Source organism: Corynebacterium sp. ACRQJ, from assembly GCF_022346045.1.
GTDB lineage: Bacteria > Actinomycetota > Actinomycetes > Mycobacteriales > Mycobacteriaceae > Corynebacterium > Corynebacterium evansiae.
In genome coordinates this window covers 1-14010 of record NZ_JAKRMT010000026.1, presented here as the reverse complement: position 1 = coordinate 14010, position 14010 = coordinate 1, and the positions used below count along the sequence as shown (strand labels likewise).

At 64.7% G+C, this 14010-nt stretch carries 12 protein-coding genes; 8 read left to right on the top strand and 4 right to left on the bottom strand.

Features of this window, described 5'->3' with window-relative positions; translation table 11 throughout:
- Both MHX52_RS09845 and MHX52_RS09840 read left to right on the top strand, forming a co-directional pair.
- A partial coding sequence (locus MHX52_RS09845) for a helix-hairpin-helix domain-containing protein (protein WP_239318024.1) occupies nt 1–763 on the top strand: 763 nt, incomplete at its 5' end.
- Nucleotides 764–843: 80 nt separating this feature from the next.
- Nucleotides 844–2268: a PHB depolymerase family esterase gene (locus tag MHX52_RS09840; protein ID WP_237744666.1), complete on the top strand. Its 1425-nt coding sequence runs from the start codon at nt 844–846 to the stop codon at nt 2266–2268.
- A 51-nt stretch (nt 2269–2319) separates the two neighbouring features.
- Here MHX52_RS09840 and MHX52_RS09835 read toward each other — a convergent pair whose 3' ends face one another.
- Nucleotides 2320–3519 (bottom strand): DUF4272 domain-containing protein, encoded by a 1200-nt coding sequence (locus MHX52_RS09835; RefSeq protein ID WP_239318023.1) that lies wholly within the window; start codon nt 3517–3519, stop codon nt 2320–2322.
- 101 nt (nt 3520–3620) lie between these two features.
- On the opposite strand from MHX52_RS09835, the gene MHX52_RS09830 reads away from it, so the two are divergent.
- Both MHX52_RS09830 and MHX52_RS09825 read left to right on the top strand, forming a co-directional pair.
- Entirely contained in the window at nt 3621–5414 is a 1794-nt protein-coding gene (locus MHX52_RS09830) for a S9 family peptidase (RefSeq protein WP_239318022.1), read from the top strand.
- A 172-nt stretch (nt 5415–5586) separates the two neighbouring features.
- Nucleotides 5587–6864 (top strand): alpha-hydroxy acid oxidase, encoded by a 1278-nt coding sequence (locus MHX52_RS09825; RefSeq protein WP_035003094.1) that lies wholly within the window; start codon nt 5587–5589, stop codon nt 6862–6864.
- A gap of 10 nt (nt 6865–6874) precedes the next feature.
- On the opposite strand, the gene MHX52_RS09820 is transcribed toward MHX52_RS09825, so the two are convergent.
- Nucleotides 6875–8158, bottom strand: a complete 1284-nt coding sequence (locus tag MHX52_RS09820) for a trans-acting enoyl reductase family protein (protein ID WP_239318021.1) — start codon at nt 8156–8158, stop codon at nt 6875–6877.
- Nucleotides 8159–8188: 30 nt separating this feature from the next.
- On the opposite strand from MHX52_RS09820, the gene MHX52_RS09815 reads away from it, so the two are divergent.
- The 4 genes from MHX52_RS09815 (at nt 8189) to MHX52_RS10440 (ending at nt 10708) form a co-directional block, all read left to right on the top strand.
- Nucleotides 8189–8704: a tRNA (cytidine(34)-2'-O)-methyltransferase gene (locus MHX52_RS09815; protein ID WP_035003096.1), complete on the top strand. Its 516-nt coding sequence runs from the start codon at nt 8189–8191 to the stop codon at nt 8702–8704.
- Nucleotides 8705–8794: 90 nt separating this feature from the next.
- Nucleotides 8795–9424 (top strand): hypothetical protein, encoded by a 630-nt coding sequence (locus MHX52_RS09810; RefSeq protein ID WP_239318020.1) that lies wholly within the window; start codon nt 8795–8797, stop codon nt 9422–9424.
- Between the two features lie 74 nt (nt 9425–9498).
- Complete coding sequence (locus tag MHX52_RS09805) at nt 9499–10356, top strand: bifunctional methylenetetrahydrofolate dehydrogenase/methenyltetrahydrofolate cyclohydrolase (protein WP_239318019.1); 858 nt, start codon at nt 9499–9501, stop codon at nt 10354–10356.
- Nucleotides 10349–10708, top strand: a complete 360-nt coding sequence (locus MHX52_RS10440; RefSeq protein ID WP_239318018.1) for a DUF3017 domain-containing protein — start codon at nt 10349–10351, stop codon at nt 10706–10708. The genes MHX52_RS09805 and MHX52_RS10440 overlap by 8 nt, the downstream gene beginning before the upstream one ends.
- On the opposite strand, the gene MHX52_RS09795 is transcribed toward MHX52_RS10440, so the two are convergent.
- Both MHX52_RS09795 and MHX52_RS09790 read right to left on the bottom strand, forming a co-directional pair.
- The gene (locus tag MHX52_RS09795) at nt 10705–11883 is read right to left on the bottom strand and encodes a homoserine O-acetyltransferase (RefSeq protein ID WP_070488657.1); all 1179 of its coding nucleotides are present in this window, start codon (nt 11881–11883) and stop codon (nt 10705–10707) included. The two genes, MHX52_RS10440 and MHX52_RS09795, sit on opposite strands and share 4 nt — an antisense overlap.
- A 34-nt stretch (nt 11884–11917) precedes the next feature.
- A complete protein-coding gene (locus tag MHX52_RS09790) occupies nt 11918–13249 on the bottom strand; it encodes an O-acetylhomoserine/O-acetylserine sulfhydrylase (RefSeq protein ID WP_239318017.1) in 1332 nt (443 codons plus the stop codon).
- Between the last annotated feature and the right edge of the window lie 761 nt (nt 13250–14010).

Genomic DNA, 14010 nt, shown 5'->3' with positions numbered 1-14010 from the left:
AAGAGACAGGGGGATCTCCGCAGAGGTGGCAGAGCGCATCGTGGAGGCGCGCGAGCGGATCGGCCGCTTCACTAGCGTGGAAGACCTATCCCGCGAAGCTGGGCTGACCGTGGCTCATGTGGAGAAGCTGGCGCGGGCGGGGGCTTTGGGGAGTCTCGGGCTAACCCGCCGCCAAGCCGTGTGGGCCGCCGGGGTGGCGGCGACCGAGCGGCCGGGAATGCTGCCGGGGACGTCCGGCGTGCATGCGCCGGCGTTGCCTGGGATGAGTGCGTTTGAGATGGTGGCGTCCGAACTAGCGACAACGAGCGTGACGACGGCCGAGCATCCGGTGCGTCTGCTGCGCGAGTACCTGAACGAGTGGCATCTACGCCCTGCACCGCGCGGTACACACCCCGGTGATGTCGCCCCGCGCGGTGGTGCGGCGGTGGTGACGGCCGATAGCCTGCTGCGCGTCCCCGATGGCACGCGGGTGCGCGTCGCGGGCGTGGTGACTCACCGGCAGCGCCCCGCAACCGCAGGTGGGGTGGTATTTTTCGGTCTGGAGGACGAGACTGGGCTGGCGAATATTGTGGTCTCGCAGGGGCTGTGGGCGCGGCAGCGGGCGGTTGCGCTAAACGCAAAGATTCTGGTCGTGCGGGGGATTGTCCACAACGCGGAGGGGGCGGCCACCGTGACGGCGGATCTGCTGGAACAGGTGGAGACTCAGCTGCGGCCGGCCGGCGAGATCGCGGGAGCACACGCGGGCTCGCGGGACTTCCGCTAAGTCGGCGCTTCTCGCTGGGATGATGCTGAACACTGGGCCGGTAATTGACACAGGCGTAGCAGCCAAGAACAATCGTCCCCGTGACTCGTGAGCCTTTCGACCCGGATGACCCCCGCGCGCAACGTCGCGCGCGGGGAAACCTGGCTCGGAAGGAGCGCCTCCACCTAGCGGCGCCTCCACAGGTCAGCGATCAGGAAGCTGCGCGCTTCGGGGAGGAATCCTGGCGGGGGAGCCGGCGGCGTCATCAACAAAATCCCGAAAACCGCGCGAAGGGTGGCCGGCACCGCGCGGATCGCCGCAACAACCGCCGTGCCCCGGAGCGCCCCACTGGCAGCCGCCCCACGGAACAGCAATTCCGCCGCAGGCGCATCGCAGCAACCGTACTCGCGGTGTTTCTGCTGCTCTGCGCAGCCGGAATGGGCGTGGCCATTCAGAAAATCGCCCACGCCCCCCACGACGATCCGCAGGCGCACAACACAGTGAAGGAACCGGCGGATTTCGCCCCGACGGAAGCGGTGGCCATTCCGCCTGCAGGCCCCAACGTGCAGGTTTCCCCCGCGGTGGCGCGCATCCCGCAGCACTTCCACCCGATCCGCGAAGTGCCGAAGGCGGGACAGGACAAAACGCTCGAGCTCAAATCCGGCAAGCGCGACCGCCGGTACATCATTAACGTCCCGCGTGGCGCGCAGCGCTACGACAAGAAGCAACAGGAGGGCGCGAAGGACCAGAAACCCCTCCCGTTGATCTTCGCGTTCCACGGCTACCGCGAGCAGGCCACCCAGATGGCGCACTACACCGGCCTGGCGGGCAAAAATGCGATCGTGGTGTACCCACAGGGCATCGGCAACGCATGGGAGGGCGCCCCGTATGCGCAGGTGAAGGCTGGCGAGGACGTGCGCTTCGTCCGCGACATGCTGGACGCAGTGTCCTCCACCTACCAGGTGGATGCGAACCGGATCTACGCGACGGGCATGTCCAACGGCGGGGGCTTCGTAGGCAAGCTGGCCTGCGAGATGCCGGACGAATTCGCGGCCTTCGCGGCCGTATCCGCGGCCTACTACTCGGGCACATGGCGCGCCTGTGCGGAGAAGGGCGCGGACCCGAAGAAGCCAGAGAACGTCCGCTTCAAGCGCGGTGAAACCACCCCGTACCTGGACATTCACGGCCGAAAGGATCAGACGATCCACTACGGAGGCGGCGGACGATACGAGGACGAGTACCTGGGGGCCTTCGAGTTCTCGCAGCTATATGCGAGCCGCGCACATTGCGTGGGCGCGCCGATTGCCACCCGCGTGACGGATGCCGTGCAGCGCGTCCAGTGGCCTAACTGCGGCCAACACATGGAGGTCATGCATTTGGCCATCGGCGACGCCGGCCACACGTGGATGGGCGAGCACACGGGCGAGGCCGGTGCGGGAGCGGTGGATCGTTCGCGCGAGCGCCGCTCCAATGCGGTGACCGCGTCGGGCGAAGTCGCCGCGTTCTTTGAAGCACATCACCGGTGACGCCAACCGCTGCGGTCGCGTACACGCAATGGGGGCAGCTTAGTGCGACCTTTAAGTGGAGAGATCTACGTCGTCGTACGCGATAACCGGATCGGTCAGCCAGGCGACAGCGCGGTGGCGTTCGACAAGGGTGGAGTGGTCCTGAGGCTGGAGGGTGCCAGGGCCGGTCTGGGAGGGACTATCGGACTGCAGCTCCACCGAAACCCAGCGCAGAGAGTAGATGTGCTCCGCAGCATCGCAGATCTCCGGAAGGCTGCGCAGCGGCAGTGCGGAAGCATCGCGCCCTTCTCTATCCACGGCGCGCAGCGCAGCCCGCAGGGCGGGAAGATCCACGGGGGTGAACCCAAAGACGCCAATGTCGATCAGGCCGACGGCCCAAGCCAGGAACTCGGCGGCGGTGTATGCCCAAGCCAGCTGGTACGCATCGTCCTGCAGCTCCTGGCTATAGGACTGTGCCCCCTGTGCCCCCTGTGCGCCCTGCGCAGCCTCCGCATTGTCGAGGAAGGAGCGCTCAACCGGGGTGAGGTGGTCGAAGGCCCGTCGCGAGCCAGCGCGCAGTGCGTTGAAGTCCACGGGTTCGCCGTTTAGCACTGCCACGGCAACGGTCGCCACCACGGACAAGGTCACGGCCCGGTTGAAAACCTCCTCGGCGGGGCGCAGCAGCACCTCAGCTTCGCTGCGCACTGGCGGCAGTGTCGTCGCCACCTGGAAACCCTTCCGCCACAGGTCCCCGCGCACGCGGCGCATCCGCTCCACGGCACCCGGGTGCTGCGGCACGGAGTTTGCCTGTGCTCCACTGGACTGGGAACTGCCGATCTGTGCGGGGTCCAGTAGATCCGCGCCGCCTGCATTGCGCACAGTGCCGTCGGTCAGGAAGAAAACCGCGTTGGCCTCACGCGCCCAGTCGGCGAATTCGCCCAGGTGGGAGAAGTCAAAGTCGTCGTCGCGCTCGAACACATAGTGGCGCCGCACGCTGTGGATGTGCTGCATCACCGAGTGGATGTAGGAATTAAAGCTGCCGAAGCGCTCCTCACCCTGCGTGGCGACGTAACCCTCGAAGCCCACCAGGTGTTCTAGCAGCTCCCGGGTCTGCTGCTCCTCGTCCTCGCTAGCGCCATTGGCCGTGGTCTTGAGGAACGGCCGGTCCGGCGAGTCGAAGCACAACTCGCGGGAGGCGATGGCGGGCTCGCCCGGTCCGCGGAAGGGCACGTCCGCACGGACGGTGGAGTAGGCGTTCACGTAAATGCTCATGTCTTCACAGCATAGAGTTTCTCCGCTCTACCCGCACCAGTCTGTACCTAAAGGAGAAACTGTTAGGTCAGCCGTTCGGGCTTCGCTAGAATACTGGATTCATGCGCCATACGACCGCCCCCTCGCTAGCCCCCAACGGCACTGCCATCGCCTACATCGTCCGCGATGGCGGGTATCCCTACGCCGTCCAGGCAGCACTCACCGAGGATGGCGTGGGTAAGGAACGCCCCGTGCAGCTGCCCATCGAAGGTCCCGTCACGCGCGTGCTGCACTCCCCGGACGCACAGTGGATCGCCTGCGAAGTGTCCCCTAAGGGCTCCGAAAAGCTAGAGACCTTCACGGTATCTACGGATCCTGAGGTCGAAGGGGCGTCACCGCTAAGAAACACCTTCGACGCTCGCACGCACCTGGTCGAATGGGACCGCGACAAGCTGGCGATGGATGCCGTGGCGGCCGACGGCATGACGGAGGCGCGTCTGGTCGACCCGAATACGTCGCGCTACCAGGTGATGGACAGGCGCCTCGACGCGCTGCTCGTCGCCTCGGAGGCCGGGTATAGCCTCATGCGCGTTGGCCCGCGTGGCAACCGCGAACTGTTGCTGGTCAATCCTCAAGGCCGCTGGATGCCGCTGCTGCCGCCGGAGCCGGGAGCCACCACGGAGGACGGGCGGATCCTGCCGATCACGGACAGCCGACTAGTGATCCTCGTGGTCACCGACCACGGTGCGGATCGCCGTCGACTCATGCGCCTGGTGGTGGATATCGAGGACGAGCGTCCGGTCTGTATCGAACGCGAGGAGCTGATCAGTAACCCCGAGGCGGACGTTGATGAGTTCGCAATCAGCGAGGACCTGTCGACCGCCGCGGTGCTGTGGAACCAGGCGGGCATTTCCAATCTGGAGCTGCTGAGCCTTGGCGATGAACAGCGCGTGCAGGTCCGCCGCACCGTCGAGCTGCCGGGCATGGTCGCCGCGGGTCTGTCCATCACTGACGATGGCCAGCTGCTGGCGCTGACTGTCGAAGGGCCGAACCTGCCGCCGACGGTGGAGGTGCTGCGGCTGGAAGCCGGGCGTGTGGAGCCGCTGGACCCGGACCGCACCGACCGCCTGGATGAGCGCGCCCGGCAGGGCGACGTTCCGGAGCTGGTCTACTACACCGCCCGCGACGGCCTGGAGCTTTCCGGCTGGCTGTATCTGCCGGAGGATCCCGCGCCGGGGCATCCGGTGTACGTCCACCTGCACGGCGGCCCCGAGGGGCAATCCCGGCCCGCCCACCATGACGTGCTCGCAGACATCGTCGCCGCTGGTTACACCGTGTTTACCCCCAATATTCGCGGCAGCAAGGGCAACGGCCGCGCCTTCATCCACGCCGATGACCGTTACGGTCGCTTCGCCGCGATCGACGACGTTGCGGATACGGTTTCTTTTCTTTGTGACGCCGACTTGTGCACCGCAGGACGGGTATTCCTGGGAGGCCGCAGTTACGGCGGGTTCCTGGCCGTGCTGGCGGCCGCACGCTACCCGGACATGTTCCTAGGTGTGGTGGATGCCTGCGGCATGACGAGCTTTGAGACCTACTACGAATCGACCGAGCCGTGGCTGGCGAGTGCGGCCTCCCCGAAGTACGGGTACCCGATGCACGATGCCGAACTCCTGTGGGAAATTTCTCCTCTGCACAAGGCGGAACAGATCACCACCCCGGTGCTGTTTATTCACGGCGCCAACGACTCGAACGTGCCGCTGCAGGAATCCCAACAGCTATACGACGCGCTGGTGGAGCTGGGCCGCACCCCGCAGTTCCTGGAGGTGCCGGGGGAGGGCCACCAGTTTGTGAAGCCGAAGTCCCGGCAGCTGATCGGCGAGCGGATCCTGGAATTCTTCGCGGAGCTGAGCTAGGGGGGAATTGAAGTCGCTGCACCAAGGGGAAGTGCTGCAGCACACCCAGACAGCGAAGCTCGGGGAAGCGTTCTATCGTGGAATTGTTGGCCTCCAAACGGCGACCTACAAAAACCACGCTATTTCGCGCGAAAGAGCTGCGAAGACACTCTGTGAGGAGAGCGATTATCCCATGGCACACCAGAAACGCCAGATCCCGAACCCCGTTGAGATTTTCGACCTGCTGAAGTTTAAGAACCCCACCCTGGATTTCAAGGCTCGCCGCCTCAACGATGCACAGACCATCTGGGATCTGCGCGCCATCGCTAAGCGCCGCACCCCGGCCGCTGCATTCGACTACACCGATGGCGCCGCAGACGAAGAAATCTCGATGAACCGCGCCCGCCAGGCCTTCCGCGACGTGGAATTCCACCCGTCCATCCTGAACGACGTATCCAATGTGGACACCACCGCGGAGATTTTCGGCGGCAAGTCCTCCCTTCCGTTCGGCATCGCTCCGACTGGCTTTACCCGCCTGATGCAGACCGAAGGCGAACTCGCGGGCGCGAGCGCCGCGGGATCCGCGGGCATCCCGTTCTGCCTGTCCACCCTGGGCACCACCAGCATTGAGGACGTGCAGAAGGCCAACCCGAACGGTCGCAACTGGTTCCAGCTGTACGTGATGAAGGAGCGCGAGATCTCCTACGGCCTGGTGGAACGCGCGGCCAAGGCCGGCTTCGATACCCTGCTGTTCACCGTGGATACCCCCGTCGCCGGTAACCGCCTGCGCGATGCCCGCAACGGCTTTTCCATCCCACCGGAGATTTCCCTGGGTACCGTGCTCAACGCCATCCCGCGCCCCTGGTGGTGGTGGGACTTCCTGACCACCCCGCCGCTGGAGTTCGCCTCCCTGACCAGCACCGGCGGAACGGTTGGCGAACTGTTGGACTCCGCTATGGACCCCTCCATCAAGTTTGAGGATCTGAAGACTATTCGCGAGATGTGGCCCGGAAAGCTGGTTGTCAAGGGCGTGCAGAATCTGCCGGATTCTAAGAAGCTGGCCGACCTGGGCGTCGATGGCATCATTCTGTCTAACCACGGCGGCCGTCAGTTGGATCGCGCGCCTGTGCCTTTCCAGCTGCTGCCGGAGGTCGCTCGCGAGGTCGGTAACGACGTGGACGTGGCTATGGATACAGGCATTATGAATGGCGCGGACATCGTCGCTGCGATCGCCAAGGGCGCGAAGTTCACCTTGATCGGCCGCGCGTACCTCTACGGCCTGATGGCTGGCGGCGAGGCCGGCGTGAACCGCGCCATCGAGATCCTGGCCAGCGAGGTGCGCCGCACCATGCGTCTGCTGCAGGTTTCCTCCCTGGACGAGCTGACCCCGGAGCACGTCACCCAGCTCAACACCCTGAACCTAAACCAGGTGAACGGTGTGCCCGAGGACGAGCAGAACCTGTTCAGCTAGGCATGTTCAGCTAGTCGCTGAACTTCATGCCCGCGTCGCTGAGGCGGCGCACGTAGGGCATACCCAAGCCGGTGGCAGGAGTGAGTACTCCGCCGCCGGTTTTTCCTTGGTAGGAGGAGCCTGTCGGCAGTTCGGCGTTACAAAGAACAAGGGTGAGCGCAGCCTCGCTAAGCATCATGGACGTGCCCTTATACCCCGGGTCGGCGTCCAGGCTGATGGTCTGTTGGTAGGTGGCCCCGCCTGTGCCTACGCCGAAATGCGTGGTGTGGAAGAAACCGGCATCGCGTTCGGCCTCGGACGGGCCCTCGCCGGGCTCCGGCACCCAACGGGAGAGGAACGTGCGCAGCTTGTCCTGGTTCAGCGCCGCCACCGCAGTGCCCAGTACCGCGCCCATGGTGAAGGCGCGCACGCGGCCCTTCAGCCCCTTGCCGGTGTACTGGTATTCGCTGTAGCGCAGCTTATCGCCGTATTCGTAGCCGAGCAGCGCGTTCGAGCGGCGAACCACGCGCGTGTTGGATCCCGCCATGATGAACGGCCCGGCCCAGACGTCCTCGCCGCTGGCGCTAGCGTTAGCGCCCCCGATGTCGCTTTCCCGCACCACCCCGAAGTCCGGCTGCTTGCCCAGGTCCGGCTCTTTGGCGCGGTCGGGGGAGAGGGTGTACGGGTCGGCCAGCAGCCGCTTCTTCTCCTGGCTGCCCTTGGCGGCGGCGAATTGCTCGCGCATCGAGTCGACCGTGCCGCCGGAGAGCCCACCCTTCATCTTCACGATCATGGTGGCGGACTTGAGAGTGTCTTTGTTTTCGGACGCCCTCTGCCCCAGCAGCAGCATTCCCAGGTCACTTGGAACGGAATCGAAGCCGCAGGCGTGGACGATGCGCGCCCCGCTGGCAGTAGCGCGATCGTGGTAGGAATCGGCAGATTCGCGCATGAAGAGCGCCTCTCCGGCGAGGTCGACGTAGTGCGTTCCGTGGGTTGCGCATTCGCGGACCAACGGGAAGCCGTGGCGGTAGTAGGGGCCGACGGTGGAGATGACCACGCGGGTGTTGCGGACTAGCTTCTCCAGGGAGCGATTATCGCTGGAATCGGCGATGACCAGCGGGAATTCCTTGGCCCGCGGGTGCTTTGCAGCCAGCTGCTCGCGCAGGGCTTCTAGCTTGGTCTGGTTCCGGCCAGCCAGGGCGATGCGCACGTCGGCGGGGGCGTTGGCCGCCAGGTAGCCGGCGGTCAGCGCGCCGACGAAACCGGTGGCACCCATCAGGGTGATGTCGAAGCTGCGGGAGGGGGAGTTGCTCATGGCTACATTTGTACCGGTTAGATTGAGGGAATGACGTCTGAAAACCAGTTTGCGGGTGTGAACCCACCACTGCACGTAGTGTTCGACCGCCCGGAGATCCCCCCGAACACGGGCAACGCCATCCGCATGTGCGCGGGCACGGGGGCTTCGCTGCACCTGGCTGGGCCGCTCGCCTTCAAGTTCGACGACAAGCACGTGCGCCGGGCGGGGCTGGATTACCACGAACTGGCAGACGTGCACGTCCACGAGGGGATCGATGAGGCGCTGGCTCACGTGACTGATCCGGCACGCGGCTCGGGCCGGGTATTCGCCTTCACCGCGCAGACGGGTACGTGGTTTACGGAGGTGGACTACCGGCCGGGTGACGTGCTGCTCTTCGGCCCGGAGCCGACTGGCCTGGCCGACGAGGTGCTGGCCGACCCGCGGGTGACGGCGAAGGTGCGCATCCCGATGCTGCCGGGGCGGCGGTCCATGAACCTATCGAACGCGGCGGCGGTGGCGGCCTACGAGGCGTGGCGTCAGTTGGGCTTCGCCGGTGGGGTTTAGCGGGGAGCATTCCTACGCCCCAGCCCCTCCCATAACCATGTTCATCTTTTTGCCCAGCCAAAGCGCCCGCCGTCTGACAGGATCGGTGGCATGACGTACCCTCACTATGGCTCGCCTGCCCCTATGCCCGCCTACGGGTATGCCCCGCCGCCGCAAACCGGCCAAGACTCTCGCTTCATGCCCCTGCTCATCGGTTGGCTCGCTGCTTTCCTCATGCCGATTGTGTATTGCATCCTGCGCTTCGTGTTTTATGGCAAGGACTGGGTGGGGATACTTCTAATCGCCGGCGCGGTCGGCCCGCTCTTCTTCGGCATTCAGTGCCTCCTCAACTTCGTGGCGCTCGCGATCCCGAAGTGGTGCAATGATTCCCTCGCCATTTTTTGGAGCGGCATGCTCGTCTGGTGGGGCGGCGGGGCGGCTTTCGCGGTGGTGCCAGGGTGGGATTTTCGCGAGGAAATCCGGGAGTACGGGGATAAAGCTTGGCCCACCGGGGGACCTGACGGCCGGGATGTAGTGACTACAGAAGAAGGGCAACGCTACCTCGAAATCCTCGATAACTGGCTGGATACTGAAACGACCCTGCAGCACACTCTCACTATCCCCACCCTGGCCGCGCTGGCCGGAATCGCCATCGTCGTCATCGGCGTGGTCGTGGCCGCCATGAACCCTGTTCGGCAGACTGTCGCCTACGCGCCGCACTGGCCCGGCAGGCCCTACTAGTTTCTTGTACTAGTTGCTCTTTTAGCCATGACGCCACCTCGATCCCAGCGAGCCCGCGTGGAATAATGGGGCTCATGGCAGCTACTAAATTGGATGGAAAACTCTACCGCGACGAGATCTTCGCCGACCTGGAACAGCGCGTCGCCGCGCTGAAGGAAAAGGGCGTGACTCCCGGCCTGGCCACCGTGCTGGTGGGCGACGACCCGGCCAGCCACTCCTATGTGCGCATGAAGCACAAGGACTGCGAGCAGATCGGCGTGAACTCCATCCGCAAGGACCTCCCGGCGGACGTTTCCCAGGAAGAGCTCAACGCAGTCATCGACGAGCTGAACGCCGACGATGCTTGCACCGGCTACATTGTGCAGCTGCCGCTGCCGAAGCACCTGGATGAAAACGCCGTGTTGGAGCGCATCGATCCAGACAAGGATGCCGATGGCTTGCACCCGGTGAACCTGGGCAAGCTGGTGCTCAACGAGCCCGCCCCGTTGCCCTGCACCCCCAACGGTGCGATCCACCTGCTCCGTCGCTTCGGCGTGGAGCTGAACGGCGCGAAGGTTGTAGTCATCGGCCGTGGAGTGACGGTCGGTCGCCCGATCGGCCTGATGCTCACCCGCCGCAGCGAGAACTCCACTGTCACCCTGTGCCACACCGGCACCAAGGACCTGGCGGCGGAGACGAAGGCCGCGGACGTGATCGTCGCCGCCGCCGGCGTGCCGCACATGATCACCGCGGACATGGTCAAGCCGGGCGCAGCGATTCTGGACGTGGGAGTCTCCCGCGGCGACGACGGCAAGCTGAAGGGCGACGTGCACCCGGACGTGTGGGACGTCGCCGGTGCCGTGTCCCCGAACCCCGGGGGAGTAGGCCCGCTGACCCGAGCCTTCCTGGTGCGCAACGTCGTCGAGCGTGCGGAGAAGCTGCTGCGTGCCTAATCGCTCCCGCCCTGCCCGCATTGGCGACGCCCGCCAGCGGCTCCTCGATAACCCCCACGACCGAAACAACCCGCCCTCCCGGTTCTCCCGCTCCGTCCAACACGCACTGCTGGGGCTGTTCGGGTTGATGCTGTTGGCTGTGCTGGCGCTGTTGTTGGTGGACAGGTGGCGTCGAGCTAGCGTCATGCTGGGCAGCGCGATGGTCTACCTGGCCGTGCTACGTCTACTCCTGGATTCCCGGGTGCTGGGCGTGCTGGCGGTGCGTTCGCGCAAGTTCGATACCGCCTTCACCGCCGCCATCGGCATAATCATTCTGTGGATCGCCGTGAGCGTCGACCCACTGACCAGCTAAGCCCGCGCAGCGCCCTCGGTCCCTTCGGCGATAATCTCCGCCTTCGCCAGGAACTTCGCCAACACCTGGCCCATCTGACGCGATTCGATCAGGAACCCATCGTGGCCTGTCGGCGAGGTGATCTTCGACATGCCGATGAAATCCCCCAGGTTGCGCGACAGGTGCTCCTGCTGGTGCAGCGGGTACAGAATGTCGGTATCCACACCCACCACCATCGTCGGTACCTCACACGAGCCCAAGGCGGCGTTCATGCCACCCCGGCCACGGCCGACGTCGTGCCTATTTAGTGCGTCGGTCAGCACTACATAGCTGCCCGCATCGAAGCGCGCGACCAGCTTCTCGGCCTGGCGATCCAGGTAACTCTCCACCGCGAAACGCTGGTGAGGGTCGCGGTACGGCCCGTAGGGGTTTTCACCGTTCTGCGGATCCACCCCGAAACGCTCATCGACTTCCAGCTCACCTCGATACGTCAGGTGCGCGATGCGGCGCGCCTGCCCCAGCCCATGCGAAGGAACCTCGCCCGAGTCGTAGTAATCGCCGCCCTGCCAGGCCGGATCCGCCTCAATGAAGCGAATCTGGCTGGACTGCAGGCCAATCTGCCACGCAGACGCACGCGCGCTCACCGCGATCGGTAACGCCGCGTTGACCATCTCCGGGTACATGAGCGACCACTCCAGCACCCGCGCCCCGCCCATCGAGGCACCCACAAGGGCATGGATCTTTGTGACGCCCACACGCTCCAACAACAACCGTTCCGCCGTAACCATGTCACGGATCGACAAAGCGGGGAATCGCGAACCCCACGCCTGGCCGTCGGGGTGCGGCGAACTCGGGCCGGTGGACCCCTGGCAGCCGCCCAGCACATTGGCACAAAGCACCAGGTAGCGGGTGGTGTCGATCGGCTTGTTCGGACCCACCATGTCCGCCCACCAGTCGGCGGCATTGCCATCGCCAGTAAGGGCATGCTCGATCAGCACAATCGGCCGCTCCTCCGGGGACAGCCCCGGCTCGGGGCCAGCGGAGAACTCGGCATAGTCCGCGGCGCCATCCGGAGAGTCGTAGAACGCGAAGTAGCGGAGTTCGGCGTCAAAAATAGTTACACCCGCCTCCGTGACTACGTCGCCGATAGAGACCGTGCGCGATGCGCCAGAGGCGGGGAGGAACTCGGGGTTCATGGGAATCAGCCTAAAGCCTAGAAACCAACCGGTCTTAAATGGCCGCGAAGCCGCGCTTCAGGTCGTCGATGATGTCGGTGATGTCCTCAATGCCCACGGACAGGCGAACCGTAGCGTGGGACACACCCGCGCGGGCCAGGCCATGCGCATCGGACTGCGAGTGGGTGGTGGTGGCCGGGTGGACCACCAGGGAACGCACGTCGCCGACATTCGCCAGGTCGGAGTGCAGCTGCAGGGCATCGATGAAGGCCCAGGCCTTCTCCTTCGCCTCCTCCGAGGTGGGGTCGTCGACCTTCAGGTCGAAGCTCAAGACAGAGCCGGTGTACTCCAGGCCCAGCTCCTCCTTGACCTTGAACCACGGGGAGGTCGGCAGGCCCGCATAGTTCACGGTGGCCACCTGCGGCTGCTCGGCCAGGAACTCCGCCACGGCCTTCGCGTTCTCGTTGTGCTTGGCGATGCGCAGGGTCAGGGTATCTAGGCCCTGGGCCACAACCCATGCGTTGAACGCGGAGAGGGTGGCGCCCGTGTCGCGGATAATGCCTGCGCGGAGCTTCATGCCGAAAGCAGCCGGAGCCAGGTCCACGTACTTCAGACCGTGGTAGGCGGGATCCGGGTTGACGAAGCCAGGGAAGACCGGCTGGCCGTCGCGCTCGACGGACCAGTCGAAGGAGCCGCCGTCGACGATGATGCCGCCCAGGCCCGAGCCGTTGCCCGTGTAGAACTTCGTCAGGGATGCAACCACGACGTCCGCGCCCAACTCCAGCGGGCGGACCAGCGCGGCGGTGGCCAGGGTGTTGTCCACGATCAGCGGGACCTGGTTTGCGTGGGCGACCTCCGCGACGGCCGGGATGTTCAGCACGTCTGCCTGCGGGTTTGCGAAGGTCTCTGCGAAGAAGGCCTTGGTGTTCGGGCGGACGGCGGCCTTCCAGGACTCCGGGTCGTCGGGGTTTTCCACGAAGGTGGTCTCGATGCCCAGCTTCGGCAGGGTGTGCTGCAGCAGGGTCTCGGTGCCGCCGTAGAGGCGCGGGGAGGAGACGATATGGTCGCCGGCGCCGGCCAGGTTGAGGATCGCGGCGGTCTCGGCAGCCATGCCGGAGGCGAAAGCGACTGCGTGCACGCCGCCTTCCAGGGAGTTCAGGCGGTTCTCCAGCGCCTCGACGGTGGGGTTGGTCAGGCGGGAGTAGATGGGGCCCAGGTCTTCCAGGTGGAAGCGCTGCTTGGCATGCTCTGCGTCGTTGAAGACGTAGCTGGTGGTGAAGTGGATCGGCAGGTTGCGCGCGCCGGTGTCGCCGACGGGCTGGCCCGCGTGGATCTGGCGGGTGGCGAAGCCCCACTGCTCTGCGTTCTCGTTGTTGTACTTCGGCATTGGTGTGGTCCTCTGCTGTTGGGGTTTGTTGTTTGTTGGCGCTTTGGTTTGCTGTTTAGCTTTGTTGATTTACGACGATAGACCCACGCGCGTCAAAAGTAAACCGCTCTGTCTACTTTTTTCTTATTGACGCCATAAAGCCCCAGTTGGGAGGGTATTTGCTGCTTGCGAAAACGCTGTACCGCTTGGTCTAGAACTATTCTGCTTCCGCCTGCTATGTTGCCGCTGAGCTCCGCTTGCTATGTTGCCGCCGAGCTTCACGGCTTTGCTGGGGTGTGGCGCTTTACTGGGGGTGGTGCCCCTATAGGGAGTGTCTCTACTGGGGTGAAATGTCGGAAAAGTTGCAGAACGTTATTGGTAGCGATACTCGGTAGTGTAAATGCGCTGGTCACGGGGCTGCGTGACCGAGCCTCGTTTCTGGTCACGAGACGTTTTGCAACTTTTCCGACATTTAAGGCGCTTTGGGGTGCTGGTGGCGCCCCAATGTCCATGGTTTTGCAACTTTTCCGACACCTAAGGCCTCGTTGGCGGGCGAAATGTCGCCAGAACGGGAATGCGTTATCGACAACCGTTTGCAAATATGCAAAACCGCTGGTCAGGAGGTTGGCGCCGGAGCGATACATTTTTCAGAGGCGGCGTATTCCCGATCTAACGACATTTGGGGTTACTGGGGTCCAGCTGGGTGAAGCTGAGGGGAGGTGAGTGTGAGGATGGTGGGGATTATGAGACTAGCGGGGATGGTGGGACTAGTGGGGTGGGGG